This is a genomic window from Paenibacillus allorhizosphaerae (assembly GCF_042659105.1).
In the GTDB taxonomy this organism is placed as follows: domain Bacteria; phylum Bacillota; class Bacilli; order Paenibacillales; family NBRC-103111; genus Paenibacillus_G; species Paenibacillus_G allorhizosphaerae.
On sequence record NZ_JBHSRV010000006.1, the window covers coordinates 194,447 to 210,315 of the forward strand.

Genomic DNA, 15,869 nt, shown 5'->3' on the forward strand with positions numbered 1-15,869 from the left:
AGAAGATCGTCTCCCTTTGTTATAAGATACCGGTAACTCGCATCAACCTGCAAAGGTCCTGCATTCCGGATAAGCATGCATTCAACAGCACTGCAATAAGTAATAGGGATGCCAGATCGCTTTCATAGGAAGGAAATCTGTCCACATTTACGCTAACTTACAGATTATCATAGATGGCCCACAAAAAAAAGCGAGCCGCCATGCCGCACAAAAGCTGCCCCTATATACCCGTTAAGCATGGTGCTGCTTGCCAACCGGTGGTATAATGAACGTATGCGACTAAGAATAAGGCGGAGGGTAATTCAATGAATCGTGAACAGGGCTTGAAGCTGATTGAAGCGGTAAAAATCATCGCCATCGTACGAGGCGTACAAGAACAACATATTGCAAGTCTGGCCGAAGCTTTGCGGGACGGCGGCATCCCGATCATGGAAGTAACGCTGAATACGGAAGGCGCGCTCGGGATGATCGGGCGGCTGCAGCAAGCTTACGGCGATTCCATGTACATTGGGGCCGGAACCGTGCTCGATGTTGAGGATGCGAAGCGCGCGCTTGACGCCGGTGCATCGTATCTCGTTACGCCGAATATTGATGAAGAGGTCATCCGCTATGCCGTAGAACGCGGAGCGCCGATCTTTCCGGGCGCGATGACGCCAACGGAAGTTGTCAAAGCGTGGAAAGCCGGTGCAACGGCAATCAAAATATTCCCGGGAGCAAGCCTCGGGATCGGGTACCTCAAAGAAGTAATGGCGCCGCTAAACCATATTCCGATGATGGCGGTCGGCGGCGTGAGCGAAGAAAACATTGGCGATTTTATGAAAATCGGCTGTTATGGCGTCGGCATCGGCGGTTCGCTCGTCAACCTGAAGGAAATTGCGGCAGGCAATTTCGGCTGGGTTCGCGACAAAGCTTCCCGATTGATCGATCGCTCAAAAAGCTGATCGCAGCGTGTTGCTACAAACAAGGGCGGTTCCTCACAGTCGGAGGAGCCGCCCTTTAGCAATTTACTCTTTTTTCATAACGTCGTGATCCACGTAACGCTCGCCGTTCAGCTCGCTAATGACGTTTATCGCCACTTTCGCACCGTCGCCGGCCGTGATGATCGTATGTACGGATACGCCTGCCGCAGTTCCTGCCGCCCAAATCCCCGCGACATTGGTCTTGCCACTGGCATCTACATCCAATACCGTCTTAATCCGCGGCTCTGTACCGGGTTTGGTATTTACACCGATCGTTTCAGCCAAGTCAACCATTAATCCAGTTGCCAGAATGACGTGCTTTGCCTCATAGCTGCCGCCGTTTTCGGTTTGCAGTTGAAATGCTTCGCCCGCTTTCGTCACGTTCACCACTTTATCCTGAACGAGCTCCGCGCCGAATTTGGATGCCTGCTTTTTGCCGATGTCCACCAGATCGGGGCCGGTAATTTCGGAAACGCCGTAATGGTTTTCAACCCAGGCGCGCTTCGTGATGCTTTGGTCGCTGTCGACTACAAGCGTTTTCTTTCCGGCTTTTGCAGCAAACAGCGCTGCGCTTGCTCCCGCCGGACCGGCACCGACAATGGCAATATCATAAGACATGGTTCATCTTCCCCTTTCCATTATGTCGAACGCGCATGAAGCCGCGCAGATTCGCTGAGCAACACTGGCAGGAATAGATTTCTGGTTACGAATGATAACCAGCTTTTATATGATAAGAACACGTCAAGTCCATTATCGGATATCTCGAAACCGTTGTCAAATTCAGGAATAAGCATACGATCAAGGCGTGTTCAAGTTCGATGCGCGGATGTTATTAGAAAAAATTGAACCGTTCCCCTTTTTAATTCGTCAGTTATTCATGTAAAAGTGTCGAACCAAGTCGATAATTTGTCCTCATAGACAGAAGCCAATTTATACAATAAATTGTATAATTACTTTACATACGCCATTTCCTTGTAACCTTTTGCCATTCATTTTGCGTTATAATATTAGACAGTGTTCGACAGGTACGATAAGGAGGCTCGACATGCCCGTATCCAAACCGCGAAAAAAGCGGCCGAAATTTCTGAAAACCGCCTTGATCTGTTTGACCGTATTATGCGTCGGAGCCGGCGGCTATAGCGCCTATCTGGTATATCAAGCGAACCATGCGCTGAATCAAATGTCTGCCGGACCGGCTGATCTGAGTGAAACACCCCCTATCAGTACCATTCCGATATCGGGGAAAGCATCGACGGGGAACGAGTGGAGACCGATGACGTTTTTGCTGACCGGGGTCGACCATCGCGAAGGCAGCGGCGGAAGCATGAACTCGGACGTATTGATGCTTGTCGCTTTAAACCCGCAGACGAGCTCCGCCACGATCGTCTCCGTCCCGCGGGATATGGAGCTAAAGCCGAAGGAATTCGGGTTATCCTCGCATAAAATCAATTACTACTATGCCTATTACTATAACCAGGATAAAAACACGGCGATTCCCAAGACAAAAGCTTTATTTAGCCGCATGTTCGATATTCCGATCGACTATATGGCCGTGATCGATTTTGACGGGTTCCGGGAAGTCGTTGACGCCCTGAAAGGCGTAAAAGTAGATGTCGATATGGATATGCGGTATGTAGACGACGAGGACGGGACGAACATCAATCTGAAAAAAGGGCTGCAAACGTTGAGCGGCAAGCAGACGCTCGATTTCCTGCGATACCGCAAATCGAATCGAGGTACGGAAGAGTCGTCCGACATTGCCCGCAATCAGAGGCAGCAAGAAGTGCTGAACCAACTGCTCGATAAAATGACGTCCTTTAGCGGCATCACGCAGTGGGGAGACCTGCTGGAAATCGCGGGGCGCAACGTGAAAACCGACATTCCTGCCGATCAGCTGCGAAATTTCATTCTGTCCTTCCCGAAGCTGAAGCCAAGTACGATCGACTTCATCCATTTGAACGGGGAATGGGCCAGCCCTTATATCATACCGAAAGAGTCGGATATGCGCGCTGCGATCAATGCACTGCGGGCACAAACGGAGCAAGAAGACGATACCTTTCCGTCCAGTGGCGGGACATCGGTAACCGAAGCGACTTATGACCGGCTGATGGAACGATTCAGGCTGGAGCCGGACAAGAAAGTTCCCATTCCATCATCGACCGTAAGAACAATCGGCCGCTCCCCCTTCTGATTCCAAATCGGCCGGGCAATAACAGTTGATTAATTCAATAGTATGCGCTATTATTGGGATACCTTGTTCATTCGAAGAAAGTAAATACTTATGTTTTCTAGGGTTCCGCGATTTCGCTCGATCGGTCTGGTCCAAGGGAAAACGCACAGGTCGCGAACCTGTGACACGGAGGGACAAAAGCCCGGGAGGATATCACGAAAGTGATATCTTTCCCGGGCTTTTTCTTTTCTGAACGAATGGGCAAATTAATGTCAATGGTTTATACAATGCACTTCACGGGGAGGAAAGAAAGATGAATCGCAATTGGTTAATGGTCTTCATTGCCGGATTATTTGAAATCGCCTGGGTCATAGGGTTAAAGCATTCCAATAGCTTGATCGGTTGGTTAGGCACGATTATCGCCATTCTGATCAGCATGGATTTGCTCATTCGGGCATCCAAACGGCTGCCCGTCGGCACCACCTACGCCGTATTTACCGGTATCGGCACATCGGGAACCGTCATTATGGAAATGCTCGTATTCGGCGAGCCGTTTAAAATAGCAAAACTGCTGCTGATCCTGCTGCTCATTTCCGGCGTCATCGGCTTAAAGATGATCACAGGCAAAACATCCGCGAAGGAGGTGCAATAACGATGGCCTGGTTAGCTCTCGTATTGGCCGGTGTGTGCGAAATCATCGGCGTATCCGGCATTAATAAAGTGAATCAATCGAAGAGTTTTACGTCATATTTGATTTTATTCGGCGGATTTATGTTCAGCCTGATGTTATTGTCATACGCCATGAAAACCATTTCCATGGGAACCGCTTATGCCATTTGGACCGGCATCGGCACCGTAGGCAGCGCTCTCCTGGGTATGCTGGTATACGGGGAATCGAAAGATTGGAGACGCATCATGTTTATCGCTATGGTGCTTGTCGCCGCCATCGGCTTGAAGCTGATTGCTTAAGCGGCGCGCCGAACCCGGAGCTGCATGGTACAAGCCATTTAGCGGGCTTCGGGCTTCAGTCCGCTTTATCATTGGCACGGGCGGATGGAATGGGCATACCGCCCCATAATCGACATATAGTCCGCTTACTGTCCGTTTCTCATCCAGCGGCTCATGGCTGCGGGGATCCAATTGTCATCCGGATCATCGTACAAATCCTCATCGTCGCGGTGGATGATTTCCTCATTCAATATTTCCGCGGCTTCCCCTTCCGTTAACGGCCGGTCGAATTTATGCTCAAGTTTCTGAATTTCTTCCTTTTCCATCGAGTCGATCCCTCCTCATATGTTCTTCGTCGTTCTTATTGTTATGGTTTCCACGGCGTCCCTCCTTATGAACTAAAACACATGGAAAGTTATGCAGTTCAGTCGGCACGTTCGCTCTTGTCCGAAGTCTAAATGTTTCGATCCCGGCGTAAAGGTACTAGAGCAAGTTAGTACTTACCGGAAACAGATGCCGGAATATACACTTGGAAGCAAGACGAACGATCGATTAAGGGGATGAACTGACAATGAATGAATTTTTGCGTAAATCATGGATCAGCGTTTTGGGAGCTCTGTTTATTCTCTGCGCCTTTGCGTACTTGTTCAAATATACGCTGATGCAGGGCTGGATGACGGACACGATCAAAATCGGACTCGGTCTTGCCGTCGGTGCCGGCTGCGCCATAGGCGGGCTGAAGCTGCTAGGTAAACAGAGAATGGCCGGAGAAATCGCCGCGGGACTGGGCACGGCCATTCTTTATACTACCTTCTCCTACTCGGGCATTTACTTCGCGCTGTGGGATTCCATGACCGTCTTCTTATGCATGCTTGCGTTGACGATAGGAATGATTGTGCTGTCTTACAAGCTGCGCCTGCGGTTAGTTATGAATATGGCACTGCTCGGCGGATTGATGTCCCCGATGATTTTGCGCCCGGAGACGGATCAAGTATTTACCCTGTTTCTTTATTTGCTTGTGCTGAACTGCACTTATTTTACCGTCAGCATCCGGGTAGCCTGGACCGAACTTAAGCTCATATGCTTTGCGGGAACGTGGCTGCTCTATTGGATCTATTTTATTCAGATGAACCCGCTCATCGATCGCGTCTGGAGCTTGCCGTTCCGCTATGCACTGGCCGCTTACGTCTTTTATATGCTGGCTTTCTTCTTCTCTTCGTGGAAGAACAACTTGAAATTCGACGGTTTGAACTTGTACCTCGGTTTCGTCAATGCCGTCCTGTTCGGTTTATGGGCCGTCATCTTGCTGGAGGGGCAAGCATCGTTCGCTTATCCATTGATGCTGATGGGTGTCGTCTATGTAGCGCTGGCATTCGCCGTCGGACGATTGACGGTATCGATATCCGGACCGGTCATGTCGAAGCTGTTCGGGGGCATACTGCTCATATTGGTCGCCTCGACCCAGTTTGGCAAAGGTCTCGCCGTTAAGCCGCTGTTAAACGTATATTTTTGGCTTGCCGTTTCGATCATCCTTCTGGCCGTCGGAGCATGGAAACGATGGGAGCTTCTTCGGGGAGCGGCTATGATCATCTGGATCGTCGTCGGCATTTACTGGTTTTATACCACGTGGGATACGCCTTGGGGAATATGGTTCGGGGTATATATCCCATTCCTGAACTGGGCCGCTCTTGCCTGGGAGCTGCTGGCTGCGGTAGGCTTTTACATTTCTCTGGCCGGTAAGTTCGGACAGCTTCGGGAGAGCGACAACCGAAGTATGGCATGCGTCTTCTCGGTACTCAGCCATTTAGTGGTAGGCGGGCTGCTTACCGTGCAAGCGGAAAACATGATCACGTATTACGAGCTTGGCAGAATCATGGACCTGAACTTGACGCTTTCGGTCGCGTGGGGTCTCTATGCGCTGCTGCTGTTCCTCTGGGGGGCCTACAGCCGACAGACGATGTATCGCGCTTTCGGCTCCTTCGTTCTCGTCGGCGTAGCCGTCAAAACGCTGCTCTTCGATCTGTATGGAAGCGAAACGATCTACAAAGTCATCGTCCTGTTCCTGCTTGGTATCATTACGTTCGGCATCGCCTACATCAACGGCAAATGGGCCGCAAAAAATCCACAGACCGAAGCCACACCGCCGGATCATGACAAAAGCGGAGAAACGGACTTGACGCCGACAAACACAAAATAAATGTTTCAAAGCAGCCGTAGCCGCATATAAAAAGCTGCTAAGTACAAATGGTCCGATTCTTGCAATAAAAAACCATCTTCTTCGAGAACGAACGCGGAGAAGATGGGTTTATTGTTTCTGTATCCTATAAGTGCATTTGCTGTCGCCTTTGGCCAAACACTCGGTCCGCTCCACTTCGGTTCCAAGCAAGCTTTGGAACATCGACAGCTCGCAGTTGCATGCATGATTGTATTGATTGGCGACTTGAGCGATCGGGCAGTTGTACTCATTGAGCACGTAGTTTCCGGCGTCCGTCTTCTCGAGCTCCACCATATAACCATTTGCATTCTGAATATCGGCAAGCGCCTGCACGCGTTCATCCAATGATTTGCCCGCCATGCGTTCTTCGTATCGGCTGATCAGCTTATCTTTACGGCGCTCGAACAGCAGCTCCACCTTGTCGTCCCCTGCCACAGCTTGAAGCTCCTCCAGCAAGTCGAGCGTCAGATGATGATATTTTTTCGGAAACAGCTCATCCGCAGCAACGGTCAAAAAATACATATGGGTCGGTCTCCCCATCGCTTGCCGAACAAGCTTGGAATCGATGAGGCTGTCTCTTTCCAGCGTGTTCAAATGCCGGCGAACCGCCATTTCCGTAATGCCGAGCTGCTTGGACATATCGTTTACACTTAAAGCGCCCCTTGTTTTCAGCATATTCAGTATGACTTTACGGGTAGATACATCCTGTTCCTGGTTCAACCGGTATCACCGCCTCGTTTGAATTCATTCTTTCGAAAATAATTAACGTTATGAATAAAATTATTGTATACGAAAACAGATCATAAGTAAATTAGTATACTAAAATGTATGTAAAATCCTAACTGTGGAAATGAATGCTTTACGGCGAATGGGGAATCTTCGCAAACGGAGGCAGGCGGCATTAAACGGACAGGGGTAATCATGCGAAGGTTGCAGCAGTGAGCTGCCGGGGATAGGATCTCCGAGCAGCTCATGTTGCAACGGCGAGTGAAGTTGAGAAGGATAATACCCTAGTCAACAAGCGATCCAAAAATCCTTGGTTCCATGTCAGCCGCTACAGCTTCTCTTTGCTTATAAAAGCCGGAACCGCATCGGCAAACGACTGCATCGCCGCCGGCAAGCGCGAGATTAGCGGATGCAAGCCTTCCCGCCGAAGAACGGGGTAGTCTTGAACGAGCGGTCTGCGCAGCTGTACCAAGTCCTTGAAGGTGGCTGCTACTTCTGCGCTGAAGACGCCTTCCCCTTCCAGTATATCGATAATATCTTCATAGCTGCTCGCGTCCCGCATCATAAACGCGTCAATTAATAAGCTTCCGACATCGGTGACAATCTCGATCGCCAGGTGAAGCAGCCTTTCTTGCGCCAAATGCAGCAGCAGCTCTCCCGAACGGAGAGCGAGAGCCCCCCATTCCTCCTGCAACTCACGGCAGGCGTCAAGCAGCATCGGCACCTGCGCCAGCCGCAAATCGATCTGTTCATGGTTCACATAATACATCGGGCTATCTCCGTTTCCTGTTTTTCCGCTTGGACCACCATACGATGATCGGGAAGGATACAATCAGTAAAAAAATTAGCAGCACCGCCTGCATCAAATACTCATAGCTCATCTTAGATTATGCTCCCTTATTTCTTGACCTGTTCGTCACGCCAGTACGCCCAATGGTTCGTCGGCCCATGACCGCCGCCAATGCCAAGCTCATCACGGATGGCGAGTGTAATAAATCGTTTTGCCGTATGCACTGCGTCGAGCAGCGTTCGTCCTTTGGCGAGCTCCGCCGTAATCGCAGCCGAAAACGTACAGCCCGTCCCATGCGTATGACGCGTCGTGTAGCGCTCGGCGGTGAGAAGGTAAAATTGTTCCCCGTCGTACAGCACGTCGGTCGGGGCTCCTTCGCTGTGGCCGCCCTTGACGACCGCCGCTCCTGCGCCGAATTGCTTGACAATGCACACCGCCGCTTCTTTCATCTCGTCCAGCGTCGAAATCTTCCGTCCGGTAATGACTTCCGCTTCGGGGATGTTTGGCGTCACGACGGCCGCAAGCGGCAGCAGCTTCTCGCGCAGCGCGTCCTGCGCGCTCTCTGCAAGCAGGCTGGCTCCACCCTTGGCGATCATCACCGGGTCGACGACGAGCCGCTCCAATCCGTGCGCGCGCACCCGTTCCGCCACAAGCTCGATTACCTGCGGCTGCGAAAGCATCCCCGTCTTGGCGGCATCGACGCCCAGATCCTCGAATACGGCATCGATTTGCTTCGCAATTCCTTCGAGCGGCATATCGTAAATGCCGTGCACGCCAAGCGTATTTTGCGCCGTCACCGCGGTGAGCGCCGACATACCGTATACCTCCAGCATTTGGAACGTTTTAAGATCGGCTTGGATGCCGGCCCCCCCGCCGCTGTCCGATCCGGCTATCGTTAACGCTTTATATATCATGACGATGCGATTCCTCCTGAATTTCCTTGTTATTTATCGTTCCGATGCAATCGCTGAATGGCTATGAACTTCCTTGCAGCCTGATCATGAACGTTCCACACCTGCTTTCTGAATCGTTCAAGCGCATTCGGGCACGTCTCTTTTCCTATAAGTTTATTACTTCCATTCCGTCAGCGTCAAGGCAATCCGCAGATACGTCCAGGATGGTTCGTGATCATTTTATGACAAGTTCCGCAAACACTTTGACGATTACCGCCGCGCAGCAGTATGATGAGGTAAAACGACACTTCGGGAGGGTCCGGACGATGCGAATTGCGAGGCCTCAGCTTCATGTCATTACGACCGGACAGCAGGAGCTGGATGCGGTCGCAGCAATTCTCGAGCGCTGCCCCGGCGCGCTCATCGACGTGCTGCATGTGCGCGAGAAGCATCGCAGCGCGCGGGAGCTTGTCGACTGGCACGCGAGGCTCAAGCCGCTGCTGCCGCAAACGGCGGTCGTGTTGAACGACCGCCTCGATGCGGCGCTGGCGGCGAACGCCGACGGCGTGCAGCTGACCGGCGGCAGCTTGTCGGCCGCACAAGCGCGGCGAATCGCGCCGCCCGGCATGGCTGTCGGCTGCTCGGTGCACTCGGCCGAAGAAGCGGCGGAGGCCGCCCGGCAAGGCGCCGACTACGTGATTTTCGGCCACGTATTCGCGACGGGCTCGAAGCCCGGCCTTGCCCCGCGCGGCCTTGACGAGCTAGCGGCAGCGGCAAAGGCGTCGCCCGTTCCGGTCATTGCGATCGGCGGCATCGAACCGAAGCGCGTTCAGGCGGTGATTTCCGCCGGGGCTGCCGGCATCGCCGTATTGTCCTCGGTGCTGCGTCACGCCGAGCCGGCCGGACAAATCGCCGCGTTCCGCGAAGCGCTCGACAACGCTCGGCTTGCCGCCCATTGAACGATCGGCGGCAGCCGGGCTCGAACGAACGGACCAAGGAGAGAATTTCCATGACGATACAGAAGAATCAAACAACCGCCGCAGGCGCGCAGCCTTCGGCATTGATCATCGGCGGCGGGGTGATCGGCTGCGCCGCCGCTTACGAGCTCGGTAAAGCGGGCTTCCGCTGCACGGTGCTCGACAAAGGCGGCCTGGCTCAGGAAGCTTCTACCGCAGCGGCGGGAATGCTCGGCGCACAGGTGGAAACGCATCAGCCGGGGCCGTTCTATGAAATGTGCCGCGCCAGCCAGCGGATGTACACCGAATGGACGGACGAACTGGAACAAGCGAGCGGAATTTCCGTGCAATACAGAGCGGAGGGAATATTGCGCGCAGCGCTGACCGCAGAAGATGAACAGGAGCTGCGCAGCCGATTGGCGTGGATTCGGGAGGCGGAGTGGCTGGAGCCGTCCGAGATGCTGCGGCTGGAATCGGAATTATCGCCCGATATTCATGGCGGGCTGCATTTGCCTGCCGACCATCAAGTTCAGCCTGTGTGGCTCGCCGAAGCGCTGAAAGCGGCACTCGTGAACCAAGGCTGCCGCATTCGCGAATGGACCCCGGCGATCCGGCTGCTCTCGGAACCGGGTACGGGACGCGTTACCGGCGTCCAAACGTCGGAAGGCCCGCTGTATGCAGACTTGACCGTCCTGGCTGCGGGCGCCTGGACGCCTGCTTTAACGGAACCGATCGGTCTCTCCCTTCCGATGTTCCCGGTAAAGGGCCAGTGCATCTCGGTTCGAACCGATGCCCCGCTGATCCGCTCCACCGTGTTCACGAAAGGCTGCTACATTGTGCCAAAGCTGGACGGCAGCTATATTATCGGAGCGTCGCAGCTTGAGGCCGGCTTTGACAAACGCATCCACGTGCAGACCATCGCCGAGCTGCATGCCAAAGCGGTCGAGCTGCTTCCGCGGATGGCGGAAGCCGAGTTCGTCCGCACTTGGGCAGGATTGCGGCCCGGAACCCGGGATGCGCTGCCTTTCCTTGGCGTATGGGACGAAGCGCCCGGGCTCGTGTTCGCGACCGGCCAATACCGCAACGGCATCTTGCTGGCGCCCGTGACCGGCCGCATCGTGAAGCAGCTTGCGCTTAGCGAGCAGCCGTTTCTGGACTTGGCGCCTTATGCGCCATCCCGAGTGCTCAAAGCGGCGACCGCTACGATTTGAATTTGGCGAGCAGCGCCCATCTGCGCTCGTGACGCCGCTTATATTTCGGAAGCCCCCGGTACAGTTCCACCGTTTCACGGAACGCCCGGCGGGCTTCTTCGTATCGTCCCAACTGCCGATACAGCAGTCCCAGGCGGTAGTAAGCCTCGCAGGAAGAGGAGTGCACCTCGCGGAACTGCTCCAGGTAACGAATCGCTTTTTCCGGATCGGTGGCGGCATAAGCTTCGCCAAGCCGCAAATACGGCTCTCCGTATTTCACTCTCGGATTTCGATTCAGCGCTTCAAGAAGATACGTTTCTCCTTCCGTAAGACGGCCGAGCCGCAATTCGCAAATGCCGAGCTCGCACAAAACTTCCGCCGATTCTTCCATTACGGCCGCCACTTCCTGCAGCAATTCAAGCGCGGCGGCGTACTTTTTTTGCTCCATATAAATTCTCGCGATGTCCAGCTTCGTTGTCGTATGGTGCGGATTCATCCGCAGCTCTTCTTTGAGTCTTGCTAGCCGCCTGCCACGCTGCAGCGGTTTGAGCACACTTGGCGTCAGCCCGATGAACCGGCGCTCGAACACGTAAAAAATGATCAATAAGACAACCAATGCGATAAAAGGATTCCCCGTAATCCACCATAGAAGGGGAAACAAAATAAGTTTGCTCATGACCCGCCTTCATTCCTTTCCCGATATTCATAAAGATTGTACCATAATTAGCCAAATCCGGCGAAACAGTCACAATTGGAAAAATATTCTGTCAGCGATGCGAATGCCCTGCCCATGCTGCGGCTGCCGTTTGTGCCGAAGCACGTTTTCCACTACTATATCACTATCCGATATTCGCCATGTTGACCGCGAACCGTTTATATTTGTGAACAATTTCCGAACAAGCAGGAAATGGCGGACACGTTCTTGAATGGATTGACTTACAACAACCACGGGAGGATCGGCTTTCGAATGAGTGCGATGACTGAAGTGCAAGCGGCCAAATGGCGGGAGACGAGAAAGAAGGGCAAGGGCAGATACGTATTTTTATCCGGCGTGCTGCTGTGGGGGATCGCGCTGACGGTACTGTTCACAGCCATCCAATGGCTAACCCAACAAACCTTTACGAAGGAATGGTTATATATACGCCTTTTCGTATTCGGATGTATCGGCTTTTTTATCGCCAATTTCCGTTGGGACGCGAAAGAAATCAAGTTTCTCGATTTCGACAATAAAGGGAAAGATAAAAGCAGGCGAGCTGCCCGGTAGCATGTTCCGGGTCCGGTTCCCTGCTTTTTTGCACGTGGGTCAAATCGTTATGACCCGCTCCCTCCCCCTTTAAACCATTGTTGATCCGAAATGTATAGCGTCATAAAGTGTTCTTTGGTGCAATGGGAATTTCTGATATACAATCCATTTAAGTAATTTAAAAATATTCACTTGACTTTTGTAAGTTGGTTATATATCATTACTTACGTAAAGTAAGTTGTTATTATAAAGTAAATAAATTATTTTGAGAGGATGTTACAAATGTCACAAGTTCTTTTTGTAAAAGCGAATAACCGACCTGCAGAGCAAGCGGTCTCGGTTCAAATGTATGAAACATTCCTGCATACGTATAAAGAAGCAAATCCGAACGATCAAATCCAAGAGCTGGACTTGTTCGAGACCGAGCTTCCGTACTTCGACGCCGAGATGATGACCGGCTTGTTCAAGCAAGCCAAAGGCATCGAAACGACAGCCGCAGAGCAAAAAGCAGCGGATCTCGCCAACCGTTATTTGGATCAATTCCTCGCCGCTGATAAAGTCGTGTTCGCGTTCCCGCTGTGGAACTTTACGATCCCGGCACAGCTTCTGACTTACTTGTTCTACATTACGCAATCCGGCAAAACGTTCCGCTACTCGGAAACAGGACCGGTTGGTCTGGCTGGTGACAAAAAAGTCGCCCTGCTGAACGCTCGCGGCGGCGTATATTCCGAAGGCCCGATGGCTTCCGTTGAAATGTCCCTTAACTACTTGAAAACGATGATGGGCTTTATCGGCATCAAAAACCCTGAAGTCGTCGTGATCGAAGGACATAACCAATTCCCGGACCGTGCGAAGGATATTGTAAGCGAAGGATTGAAACAAACGGCTCAAGTCGCAGCCAAATTCTAAGCTTCCCTTCCAAACATAACTCGACAACTGACATCTGCAAGGCTGATGTAACCGTTGCGATACAAAGACTGCAGGGCTCGACAAGTCCTGCGGTCTTTTTGTGCTGTCCCCCCTCAAGCGACTGCGCGAATCGCAAAACAAAAAACCTACAATCATGTCGATTGTAGGCTGTCAAGGGATATATATTAAAAAAGGGGGTCGACTATGATTATATCCCTCCAACATTAATGGCTGATGAACATCAGATTACAGTTATGTTACAGATCGTCCGGATTATCCGGCTTGTACGTAAACGCTACTTTTCGTTTCATAATCAACTGGGCAAAAAAGAGCAGCACCTCGTTGTTTACGAAGCATACCCCAAAGCCGAATAGCCCGAACTGTCGCGAAAATTGCTGTTCATTTCCTGCGAACATGGTGGACCACCACCACCAGGCCGCGCCGATAATCAATATGTTGATCAGCGAGCCGGCTATGAATGACAACAGCAGCTTTTCCGTTTTGAGCATCACGAGCACGCCTACGATTCCCGTAAGCACGAACGATGCCCCCAAAACCATCCAATAGATTGTATCGTATGTCAAGGCGAACCACTCCATTACATTCCATGTTCCGGGCAGCCGAAGCGTGAATGGCTTGTCCGGGCACCGGGCACATCCCCGGCACAACCACTAGCTTACCATGAAGACTATAAACAGCACAACGCTGCGGCGACACTTGTCCGAAAACTGTCATATGATGCAAGCGCCGGTTTTCATAACGAATCGTCTCGTGCTATAGTAAGGGAGATACTTTAATAGGAGGTGCCGGACATGGCACGAAGTGAGTCCAAGAAGCAAAGAATGAAAGCGGAGAGGCAAGGCAAGTTGAATCCGGAATGGAAAAGAGGCAGCTGGAACGGGATTGTACCCGCGGAACGAACGACGCCCACACTGCACGAGAAGACGCGAAAACTCGAGCAAAAGCACAAAAAGAAATGGAACCGGTCGATTCATGACAGTGACGGTTCCATTTCTTTTTGTGTTTCCGTTCGTTATGCCTGCTGCCCCTCTGCCCGTTCTTTGGCATAAAGCGCGCTGCCGACAACGCCGGCATCCTCGTTCCGCTCGGCGGCCTTGATGTGAAGATCTTTCCAGTAAAAATCAAGCGCCGAACGTTCCAGTTCCTCTCGCATAGGCCGGAACAGACGATCTCCGGCAAGCGCCGCTCCGCCGCCGATTACAATGACATCCGGGCTGAACAAAGTGATGGCGGAAGCCAGCCCTTTGCCAAGCAGCTTGCCGGTATGCTCCATAATTTCACGGGCCACAGCATCTCCCTGATCATACGCACGCGATACGTCCGCAGCCGTCAGGCGGTCCAGTTGTTCGCCAGGAAATAGCTGCGCGAGCAGCGTTTGTTTGCCTTGGGCAACGGCTTCTTTCGCTTGACGGGCGATGCCGCTCGCCGATACGGCTGTCTCCAGACAGCCGGTCAACCCGCAATTGCACCGGTAAGGAATGTTTTCCATCCCGATATGCCCAAGCTCGCCGGCGCGTCCCCCCGCGCCGTAATACAGCTGGCCATCGTTAATCATCGCAGCGGCGAGCCCCGTCCCGAGCGTAATGCCGAGCACATGGCTATAGCCGCGGCCTGCTCCGGCGACCGCTTCCCCATATGTATACATGCGTACGTCGTTGTTCACAAATACCGGGATACCGTCCAATTCGCGACTGACGTTGTCTGCCAGTGGAAGATCTTTCCATCCTAGATTGACCGCCAAAACGGAAATCCCCTGTTTATGGTCGACGAACCCGGGCACACCGATGCCGACCGCCTTCACCGACACACCGGCTTCCTTTGCAAGCTGGCTTATCGCTTCCCCGATCCGGCGCACGACATGTGCGCTGCCTTTACCTGATTCCGTAGCCATTTTAGAAGTCTTCAGCACGTTTCCTGTTCCGTCCGTCAAACCGCACACGATATTGGTCCCGCCGATATCTACGCCAACATAATGCTCCATCGTTTTCGATTCTCCTCTTCTCATTAGCAAGCTTCCAACCTATTCCCAACTTTAAAGGACAATATTACTTATTTCAACGGTTTTTTGTACGGTTTGCCAAATCAAGCCGGAAGCGACCGGAAGCTTCGGCTACACAGCGCGTGGCGATGCAGTGCAACATGATTTTCATTTTATGTTCCGACATGGCATAATGATCGCAAAGGGGGCCGCCCGAATGGATTATTCCGCTATTCTCGTGTTGTCACTCATCGTCCCAGTGTTTGTGCTCATCGTGTACATTATGATCAAAGCGGTCATGAACAAAGAAGTGCCCGACAGCCGCTACACGCCGTTCGATTACATTACGGGCCAGAAGACCGTGCAATTCCATGAACATAAAGAAGACAAGGAAGAAGAAGACGCGCACGGCGACGACAAGGATAAAAATGAAAAGAAGTCCGCCCCGGCAACGAAATGGCCATTTGAGGAAAACCGGCACAGATCACACGGCAAATAAGGCTGATGAACGCAATCCGAAATCCCGCTCATCAGCCTTATGACTGCGACCGCGATGCGCCGCTACTGTATTATTGAACCATATCCCATTCATGGATTTCGAAGCTTCTCGCACCCTGCACCACAAACGGATCTTCTTCCGCCCACTGCTGCGCTTCGGCAATCGATTCGGCGCGGTAAATGACCATCCCGCCCCATCCGTCGACAAACTTGCCATTTGCAAATATACGCCCTTTGGCGCGCTGCGCCTCCAGATAAGCCAGATGCTCCGGACGGTAAACCCGGCTTTTCTCTTCGTCCTTCATCGGTAAAAACACGACAAAATGCTTCATATGATTTCTTCGCTCCTTCTATGTAACGTCCCGTCGGCGGA

At 52.4% G+C, this 15,869-nt stretch carries 20 protein-coding genes and 1 riboswitch; of the genes, 11 read left to right on the top strand and 9 right to left on the bottom strand.

Annotation, left to right across the window (positions count from 1 at the left end):
* Positions 1-305 precede the first annotated feature (305 nt).
* On the top strand, positions 306-941 hold the full coding sequence (locus ACFQI7_RS22290; RefSeq protein WP_218102877.1) for a bifunctional 4-hydroxy-2-oxoglutarate aldolase/2-dehydro-3-deoxy-phosphogluconate aldolase: 636 nt from the start codon (positions 306-308) through the stop codon (positions 939-941).
* A gap of 63 nt (positions 942-1,004) precedes the next feature.
* Here the strand turns inward: ACFQI7_RS22290 and ACFQI7_RS22295 are convergent, their stop codons facing one another.
* Positions 1,005-1,577, bottom strand: coding sequence for an FAD-dependent oxidoreductase (locus tag ACFQI7_RS22295; RefSeq protein ID WP_218102876.1), 573 nt, complete (start codon positions 1,575-1,577; stop codon positions 1,005-1,007).
* Between the two features lie 427 nt (positions 1,578-2,004).
* On the opposite strand from ACFQI7_RS22295, the gene ACFQI7_RS22300 reads away from it, so the two are divergent.
* The 3 genes from ACFQI7_RS22300 to ACFQI7_RS22310 all read left to right on the top strand — a co-directional run bounded on the left by ACFQI7_RS22300 (position 2,005) and on the right by ACFQI7_RS22310 (position 4,098).
* Positions 2,005-3,150, top strand: coding sequence for an LCP family protein (locus ACFQI7_RS22300; RefSeq protein WP_218102875.1), 1,146 nt, complete (start codon positions 2,005-2,007; stop codon positions 3,148-3,150).
* A gap of 86 nt (positions 3,151-3,236) precedes the next feature.
* A riboswitch (guanidine-I (ykkC/yxkD leader) is annotated at positions 3,237-3,340 on the top strand.
* A 102-nt stretch (positions 3,341-3,442) separates the two neighbouring features.
* Positions 3,443-3,781 carry a DMT family transporter gene (locus ACFQI7_RS22305; RefSeq protein ID WP_218102874.1) on the top strand — a complete coding sequence of 113 codons (339 nt, stop codon included), beginning with the start codon at positions 3,443-3,445 and terminating at the stop codon, positions 3,779-3,781.
* 2 nt (positions 3,782-3,783) lie between these two features.
* Entirely contained in the window at positions 3,784-4,098 is a 315-nt protein-coding gene (locus ACFQI7_RS22310) for a DMT family transporter (protein WP_218102873.1), read from the top strand.
* A gap of 125 nt (positions 4,099-4,223) precedes the next feature.
* On the opposite strand, the gene ACFQI7_RS22315 is transcribed toward ACFQI7_RS22310, so the two are convergent.
* On the bottom strand, positions 4,224-4,403 hold the full coding sequence (locus tag ACFQI7_RS22315) for a hypothetical protein (RefSeq protein WP_218102872.1): 180 nt from the start codon (positions 4,401-4,403) through the stop codon (positions 4,224-4,226).
* 245 nt (positions 4,404-4,648) lie between these two features.
* Here ACFQI7_RS22315 and ACFQI7_RS22320 point away from each other — a divergent pair, with 245 nt between their 5' ends.
* Positions 4,649-6,274 (top strand): DUF2339 domain-containing protein, encoded by a 1,626-nt coding sequence (locus ACFQI7_RS22320; RefSeq protein ID WP_218102871.1) that lies wholly within the window; start codon positions 4,649-4,651, stop codon positions 6,272-6,274.
* Between the two features lie 108 nt (positions 6,275-6,382).
* On the opposite strand, the gene ACFQI7_RS22325 is transcribed toward ACFQI7_RS22320, so the two are convergent.
* From ACFQI7_RS22325 to thiD, 3 genes are all read right to left on the bottom strand, one after another.
* On the bottom strand, positions 6,383-7,012 hold the full coding sequence (locus tag ACFQI7_RS22325) for a helix-turn-helix transcriptional regulator (RefSeq protein WP_218102870.1): 630 nt from the start codon (positions 7,010-7,012) through the stop codon (positions 6,383-6,385).
* A 334-nt stretch (positions 7,013-7,346) separates the two neighbouring features.
* Complete coding sequence (locus tag ACFQI7_RS22330; RefSeq protein WP_218102869.1) at positions 7,347-7,787, bottom strand: DUF86 domain-containing protein; 441 nt, start codon at positions 7,785-7,787, stop codon at positions 7,347-7,349.
* Between the two features lie 128 nt (positions 7,788-7,915).
* The gene (gene thiD / locus ACFQI7_RS22335) at positions 7,916-8,722 is read right to left on the bottom strand and encodes a bifunctional hydroxymethylpyrimidine kinase/phosphomethylpyrimidine kinase (RefSeq protein WP_218102868.1); all 807 of its coding nucleotides are present in this window, start codon (positions 8,720-8,722) and stop codon (positions 7,916-7,918) included.
* 221 nt (positions 8,723-8,943) lie between these two features.
* Here thiD and ACFQI7_RS22340 point away from each other — a divergent pair, with 221 nt between their 5' ends.
* Entirely contained in the window at positions 8,944-9,660 is a 717-nt protein-coding gene (locus ACFQI7_RS22340) for a thiamine phosphate synthase (protein ID WP_230415653.1), read from the top strand.
* A gap of 50 nt (positions 9,661-9,710) precedes the next feature.
* Positions 9,711-10,868: a glycine oxidase ThiO gene (gene thiO / locus ACFQI7_RS22345; protein WP_218102867.1), complete on the top strand. Its 1,158-nt coding sequence runs from the start codon at positions 9,711-9,713 to the stop codon at positions 10,866-10,868.
* Here thiO and ACFQI7_RS22350 read toward each other — a convergent pair.
* Positions 10,858-11,523, bottom strand: coding sequence for a tetratricopeptide repeat protein (locus ACFQI7_RS22350; RefSeq protein ID WP_218102866.1), 666 nt, complete (start codon positions 11,521-11,523; stop codon positions 10,858-10,860). The two genes, thiO and ACFQI7_RS22350, sit on opposite strands and share 11 nt — an antisense overlap.
* 291 nt (positions 11,524-11,814) lie before the next feature.
* On the opposite strand from ACFQI7_RS22350, the gene ACFQI7_RS22355 reads away from it, so the two are divergent.
* Entirely contained in the window at positions 11,815-12,111 is a 297-nt protein-coding gene (locus ACFQI7_RS22355) for a hypothetical protein (protein ID WP_230415651.1), read from the top strand.
* 261 nt (positions 12,112-12,372) lie between these two features.
* Entirely contained in the window at positions 12,373-12,999 is a 627-nt protein-coding gene (locus tag ACFQI7_RS22360; protein WP_218102865.1) for an FMN-dependent NADH-azoreductase, read from the top strand.
* 257 nt (positions 13,000-13,256) lie between these two features.
* Here the strand turns inward: ACFQI7_RS22360 and ACFQI7_RS22365 are convergent, their stop codons facing one another.
* Positions 13,257-13,583, bottom strand: coding sequence for a hypothetical protein (locus ACFQI7_RS22365; RefSeq protein WP_218102864.1), 327 nt, complete (start codon positions 13,581-13,583; stop codon positions 13,257-13,259).
* A 228-nt stretch (positions 13,584-13,811) separates the two neighbouring features.
* Here ACFQI7_RS22365 and ACFQI7_RS22370 point away from each other — a divergent pair, with 228 nt between their 5' ends.
* Positions 13,812-14,069: a hypothetical protein gene (locus tag ACFQI7_RS22370; RefSeq protein ID WP_218102863.1), complete on the top strand. Its 258-nt coding sequence runs from the start codon at positions 13,812-13,814 to the stop codon at positions 14,067-14,069.
* Here ACFQI7_RS22370 and ACFQI7_RS22375 read toward each other — a convergent pair.
* Positions 14,033-15,001, bottom strand: a complete 969-nt coding sequence (locus ACFQI7_RS22375; RefSeq protein ID WP_218102862.1) for an ROK family protein — start codon at positions 14,999-15,001, stop codon at positions 14,033-14,035. The genes ACFQI7_RS22370 and ACFQI7_RS22375 overlap by 37 nt on opposite strands.
* 214 nt (positions 15,002-15,215) lie before the next feature.
* Between ACFQI7_RS22375 and ACFQI7_RS22380 the strand changes: the two genes are divergently transcribed.
* Entirely contained in the window at positions 15,216-15,497 is a 282-nt protein-coding gene (locus tag ACFQI7_RS22380) for a DUF3951 domain-containing protein (protein ID WP_218102861.1), read from the top strand.
* Between the two features lie 70 nt (positions 15,498-15,567).
* Here ACFQI7_RS22380 and ACFQI7_RS22385 read toward each other — a convergent pair whose 3' ends face one another.
* Positions 15,568-15,828 (bottom strand): YciI family protein, encoded by a 261-nt coding sequence (locus ACFQI7_RS22385; protein WP_218102860.1) that lies wholly within the window; start codon positions 15,826-15,828, stop codon positions 15,568-15,570.
* Positions 15,829-15,869: the final 41 nt, after the last annotated feature.

Coding starts and splice junctions, on each gene's coding strand:
- ACFQI7_RS22300 (WP_218102875.1), top strand. CDS start 2,005: ATGCCCGTATCCAAACCGCGAAAAAAGCGGCCGAAATTTCTGAAAACC.
- ACFQI7_RS22340 (WP_230415653.1), top strand. CDS start 8,944: ATGACAAGTTCCGCAAACACTTTGACGATTACCGCCGCGCAGCAGTAT.
- ACFQI7_RS22375 (WP_218102862.1), bottom strand. CDS start 15,001: ATGGAGCATTATGTTGGCGTAGATATCGGCGGGACCAATATCGTGTGC.
- ACFQI7_RS22380 (WP_218102861.1), top strand. CDS start 15,216: ATGGATTATTCCGCTATTCTCGTGTTGTCACTCATCGTCCCAGTGTTT.
- ACFQI7_RS22385 (WP_218102860.1), bottom strand. CDS start 15,828: ATGAAGCATTTTGTCGTGTTTTTACCGATGAAGGACGAAGAGAAAAGC.
- ACFQI7_RS22370 (WP_218102863.1), top strand. CDS start 13,812: ATGGCACGAAGTGAGTCCAAGAAGCAAAGAATGAAAGCGGAGAGGCAA.
- ACFQI7_RS22350 (WP_218102866.1), bottom strand. CDS start 11,523: ATGAGCAAACTTATTTTGTTTCCCCTTCTATGGTGGATTACGGGGAAT.
- ACFQI7_RS22320 (WP_218102871.1), top strand. CDS start 4,649: ATGAATGAATTTTTGCGTAAATCATGGATCAGCGTTTTGGGAGCTCTG.
- ACFQI7_RS22355 (WP_230415651.1), top strand. CDS start 11,815: ATGAGTGCGATGACTGAAGTGCAAGCGGCCAAATGGCGGGAGACGAGA.
- ACFQI7_RS22295 (WP_218102876.1), bottom strand. CDS start 1,577: ATGTCTTATGATATTGCCATTGTCGGTGCCGGTCCGGCGGGAGCAAGC.
- ACFQI7_RS22360 (WP_218102865.1), top strand. CDS start 12,373: ATGTCACAAGTTCTTTTTGTAAAAGCGAATAACCGACCTGCAGAGCAA.
- thiD (WP_218102868.1), bottom strand. CDS start 8,722: ATGATATATAAAGCGTTAACGATAGCCGGATCGGACAGCGGCGGGGGG.
- thiO (WP_218102867.1), top strand. CDS start 9,711: ATGACGATACAGAAGAATCAAACAACCGCCGCAGGCGCGCAGCCTTCG.
- ACFQI7_RS22305 (WP_218102874.1), top strand. CDS start 3,443: ATGAATCGCAATTGGTTAATGGTCTTCATTGCCGGATTATTTGAAATC.
- ACFQI7_RS22315 (WP_218102872.1), bottom strand. CDS start 4,403: ATGGAAAAGGAAGAAATTCAGAAACTTGAGCATAAATTCGACCGGCCG.
- ACFQI7_RS22310 (WP_218102873.1), top strand. CDS start 3,784: ATGGCCTGGTTAGCTCTCGTATTGGCCGGTGTGTGCGAAATCATCGGC.
- ACFQI7_RS22330 (WP_218102869.1), bottom strand. CDS start 7,787: ATGTATTATGTGAACCATGAACAGATCGATTTGCGGCTGGCGCAGGTG.
- ACFQI7_RS22290 (WP_218102877.1), top strand. CDS start 306: ATGAATCGTGAACAGGGCTTGAAGCTGATTGAAGCGGTAAAAATCATC.